At 65.2% G+C, this 3,695-nt stretch carries 5 protein-coding genes; all 5 read left to right on the forward strand.

What is annotated here, in order from left to right; translation table 11 throughout:
* On the forward strand, positions 1–302 hold a 302-nt coding region (locus EN969_RS21250; RefSeq protein WP_127419365.1), incomplete at its 5' end, for a DUF1217 domain-containing protein.
* A 7-nt stretch (positions 303–309) separates the two neighbouring features.
* Complete coding sequence (gene flgF, locus EN969_RS21255; RefSeq protein WP_013529801.1) at positions 310–1,032, forward strand: flagellar basal-body rod protein FlgF; 723 nt, start codon at positions 310–312, stop codon at positions 1,030–1,032.
* Positions 1,033–1,035: 3 nt separating this feature from the next.
* On the forward strand, positions 1,036–2,439 hold the full coding sequence (fliI, locus tag EN969_RS21260; protein ID WP_024502685.1) for a flagellar protein export ATPase FliI: 1,404 nt from the start codon (positions 1,036–1,038) through the stop codon (positions 2,437–2,439).
* Positions 2,426–3,265 carry a hypothetical protein gene (locus EN969_RS21265; protein ID WP_063168916.1) on the forward strand — a complete coding sequence of 280 codons (840 nt, stop codon included), beginning with the start codon at positions 2,426–2,428 and terminating at the stop codon, positions 3,263–3,265. The genes fliI and EN969_RS21265 overlap by 14 nt, the downstream gene beginning before the upstream one ends.
* Positions 3,266–3,345: 80 nt before the next feature.
* On the forward strand, positions 3,346–3,695 hold a 350-nt coding region (gene flgB, locus EN969_RS21270; RefSeq protein WP_127419366.1), incomplete at its 3' end, for a flagellar basal body rod protein FlgB.

Consider the following 3,695-nt stretch of genomic DNA (forward strand, 5'->3'; position numbering starts at 1 on the left):
GGTATGACGTGCTGGCCGACACTGCGCTTGCCAGTGTCGTGCGCACCGTGCTCGGCCTGCCCGATTCCTTCGCCACCGCCGATGTCGACAAGCAGGCGCAGCTGTTCGAGCAGAAACTCGACATCTCGGATTTCTCCGACCCCGAGAAACTCGGCAAGTTCCTGACGCGCTTCACCAGTATGTACGAGATCAACAACCCGACTTCATCGGCCGTCACCTCGGTCAGCGTGCTGTTTGCCCAGCCACTCACCGTCGGCATCTCCACCGACCTGATGATGGCCATGCAGAAACTGAGGTTCTGAGACCATCATGCGGGACAGCCTGTACGTCGCTCTTTCATCGCAGATCGCGCTCGAGCGGCGCCTCGACACCATCGCCGACAACGTCGCCAACGCCTCCACGATCGGCTTTCGCGCCACCGGCGTGAAGTTCGAGGACGTCGTCTCTGGCACCGGGCAGAAATCGGTGTCATTCGCCTCCCCGGGCAAGACCTACCTTTCCGGCGCCCACGGTGCCTTGAGCGAGACCGGAAATCCCTTCGATTTCGCCATCCAGGGCGATGCCTGGTTCGCTATAGAGACGCCGGTCGGCACCGTCATGACCCGCGACGGCCGTTTTTCGATGAACGAGAACGGCGAACTGATGTCGATCGAAGGCCACCCGGTGCTCGATGCCGGCGGCTCGCCGATCCAGCTTGACCCCCGCAACGGTCCGCCCAAGGCCGGGGCCGATGGTTCGTTGCGCCAGAACGATCAGCTTGTCGGATCGATCGGCCTCTACAATTTCGATCCAGGCGCGAACTTCGTCCGCTATGGCAATTCCGGCATTGTTCCGGCACGCACCCCGGAGCCTGTCACCGATCGCTCCGATATCGGCGTTGCCCAAGGTTTTCTCGAAGAGTCCAATGTCAATCCGGTGCTGGAGATCACCAGGTTGATCATGGTCCAGCGCGCCTTCGAGAACACGGCCGCCCTGATGCGCCAGACCGACTCGTCCACCGACGAGGCGATCAAGACGCTCGGCTCGAAATAGTCCATGTCGCTCGACCAGCCATCCCTGCGGGCACTCGAAAGACAACTCCAGCCGGCACCGGAAGACCGGCTTGCCGCCCTGGAACGGGTCTGGCGGCGTTTCGCCGACGCCGAGGCACTGCTCAAGCGCGGCGGCCGCGTCATCGAAGTCACGCCCACGCACTACAAGGTGCACGGCCTTTCCGGCTTCGCCAGGCTGGGTGACATCGTCGAGCAGCCCGGCCATGCCGGTGCGCGCCGCGGCGAGATCGTCAAGATCGGCCGCGACGAGGCCGTCGTGGCACCCTTCGAACGCAGCGCCGATTCCGGCATCGGTGATGCCGTGTTCCGCCGCGGTCCGCTTGTGGTGGCACCGCATGCCTCATGGCGCGGCCGCACCATCGACGCACTCACCAGGGCGATCGATGGCGGCCCGCCGCTCGCCCGGGGAGACGACACATCGCGCGGCGCCCAGACGACGCCGGGCGCCATGGCGCGGCAACGCGTCGGCACTGCCTTCATGACCGGCGTCAAGGTCATCGATATCTTCACGCCGCTCTGCTTCGGCCAGCGCCTCGGCATCTTTGCCGGCTCCGGCGTCGGCAAGTCGACGCTGCTCGCCATGCTCGCCGGAGCCGACGCATTCGATACCGTCGTGGTGGCCCTCATCGGCGAACGCGGCCGGGAAGTCCGTGAATTCCTCGAGGACACGATCGGCGACAGCATGGCCAAGACCATCGCCGTCGTCGCCACCAGCGACGAAAGCGCCATGATGCGCCGGCGTGCGCCGGACACCGCCATGCGCGTCGCCGAGCATTTTCGCGACCAGGGGCATCGCGTTTTGCTGGTGCTGGATTCGATCACCCGCTTCGCTCACGCCTTGCGTGAGGTGGCGACGGGAACCGGCGAGCCGCCGGTCGCCCGCGGTTATCCGGCCTCGGTGTTCACCGAATTGCCCAAGCTGCTCGAACGCGCCGGGCCGGGTACGGAAGGCAAGGGATCGATCACCGCCATCATTTCCGTACTGGTCGACGGCGACGATCACAACGACCCGGTCGCCGATTCCGTGCGCGGCATCCTCGACGGCCATGTCGTGCTCGACCGCACGATCGCCGAACAGGGTCGCTACCCCCCCGTCAACCCGCTGTCGTCCATATCGCGGTTGGCCGGAAAGGCCTGGAGCGTCGAACAGCGCGCGCTGGTGACAAGGCTGAAGTCGATGATCTCGCGCTTCGAGGACACACGCGATATCCGCTTGCTCGGGGCCTATCAGGGCGGCGTCGATGCCGAACTCGACATCGCCGTGCGCCAGGTGCCGCTGATCTATGAAGCGCTGACGCAAGGGCCGAAGGATCGCCCCTCAGCCGACCCGTTCTCCGATCTCGCCCGCCACCTCAAGAGCAAGCTGAACGCCGATGCCGGAGACTGAACGCGAATACACCGAGCGCATCCTGCGCGACATGATCGCCGAGGCCAATGCCGCGCAGCAGGCAGAGGCTGACACGGCGAGAACCGCCAAAGCAAAGGCCGCCCGTGCCATCGCGGCCAAAGCCGAGGCCGTTCTGGCCAGAGCCGTCAAGCCAATCCTGCCACGGGCTGGCAAAGCCGATCCTGATCTGGCCAGGCCCGTCGAACCCGCTCTGTCCCGGGCTCCCCAGGCGGTGGCTGCCGAGATGACGCAGGCCAGCCGGGAATCGCTGATCGACGGCCTGTTCCCGCGCACCGAATGGCCGCAGCCGCCAAAGGCGCCGTTTCCCCGACTGGAGAAGAAGTCCGACCGACGCAGCGATTTCGTCATTGCCGCGCTCGGCATCGCGCTCGGCCTGATCTGCGCCCTGTTCCCCTGGTATATCTTCTTCAACCAGGACCAGTTTGGCGTCCAGGCGATGAAGTTCGGCGGCACAGGCTCTAATTCCGGGCGAGCGGGCGGCGGCGTGGTCGCCGAACGCAGCGCGCCGCTGACGGCAAAGGACGTTCCCGCGGCCAATCTCGATCTTCTTGCCACGGGGACGGTGCGGGATGATGCCGATCCCGCAGCCGCATCCGACGAGCAACCGTTTCCGGCCGACGCGGCGAAATTCCGCATGGTTCATGTCGCCAACGGCCGCGCCATGATCCAGGACGACGCTGGCCTCTGGATGGTCCAGCGCGGCTCGATACTGCCGGATTCCAGCAAGGTATCCTCCATCGAGCAGCGCAACGGCAAATGGGTCATGATCACCAGTGCCGACCAGGTGATCGAACTGTCCCGATAAACGATCTCCGGCTTCCGGCCATCCGCAAGGCCCGCGCAAGACTGGCGGCCTAGTCTCTGGGTACCTGCTCGGAGATTCCCATGGAGCCCGTTTCCCTTTTCGACCTCGCCGCCAAGCAAGCGCAATGGCTGGCCGTGCGCCAGTCGGCCGTGGCCGGCAACATCGCCAATGCCAACACGCCAGGCTATACGGCAAACGACGTCGAGCCATTCGAAAAAGTGCTCGACCGCGCCGCCGTATCGCTGCAGGCCACCCAGGCCGGCCATCTCGGCAATGCAGCGACCAATGCCGGCTTCACCATCAAGCCGCAGGAAGATGACGGCGTTGTCATGCCGTCCAAGAACTCGGTCGTGCTGGAAGACCAGTTGCTGAAGGCCGGCGAGGTGCGCCGGTCCTTCGAGCTCAACACGGCGATCGTCAAGGCGTTCCA

This window comes from Mesorhizobium sp. M7A.F.Ca.CA.003.01.2.1, assembly GCF_003998945.1.
In the GTDB taxonomy this organism is placed as follows: Bacteria; Pseudomonadota; Alphaproteobacteria; order Rhizobiales; family Rhizobiaceae; genus Mesorhizobium; species Mesorhizobium ciceri.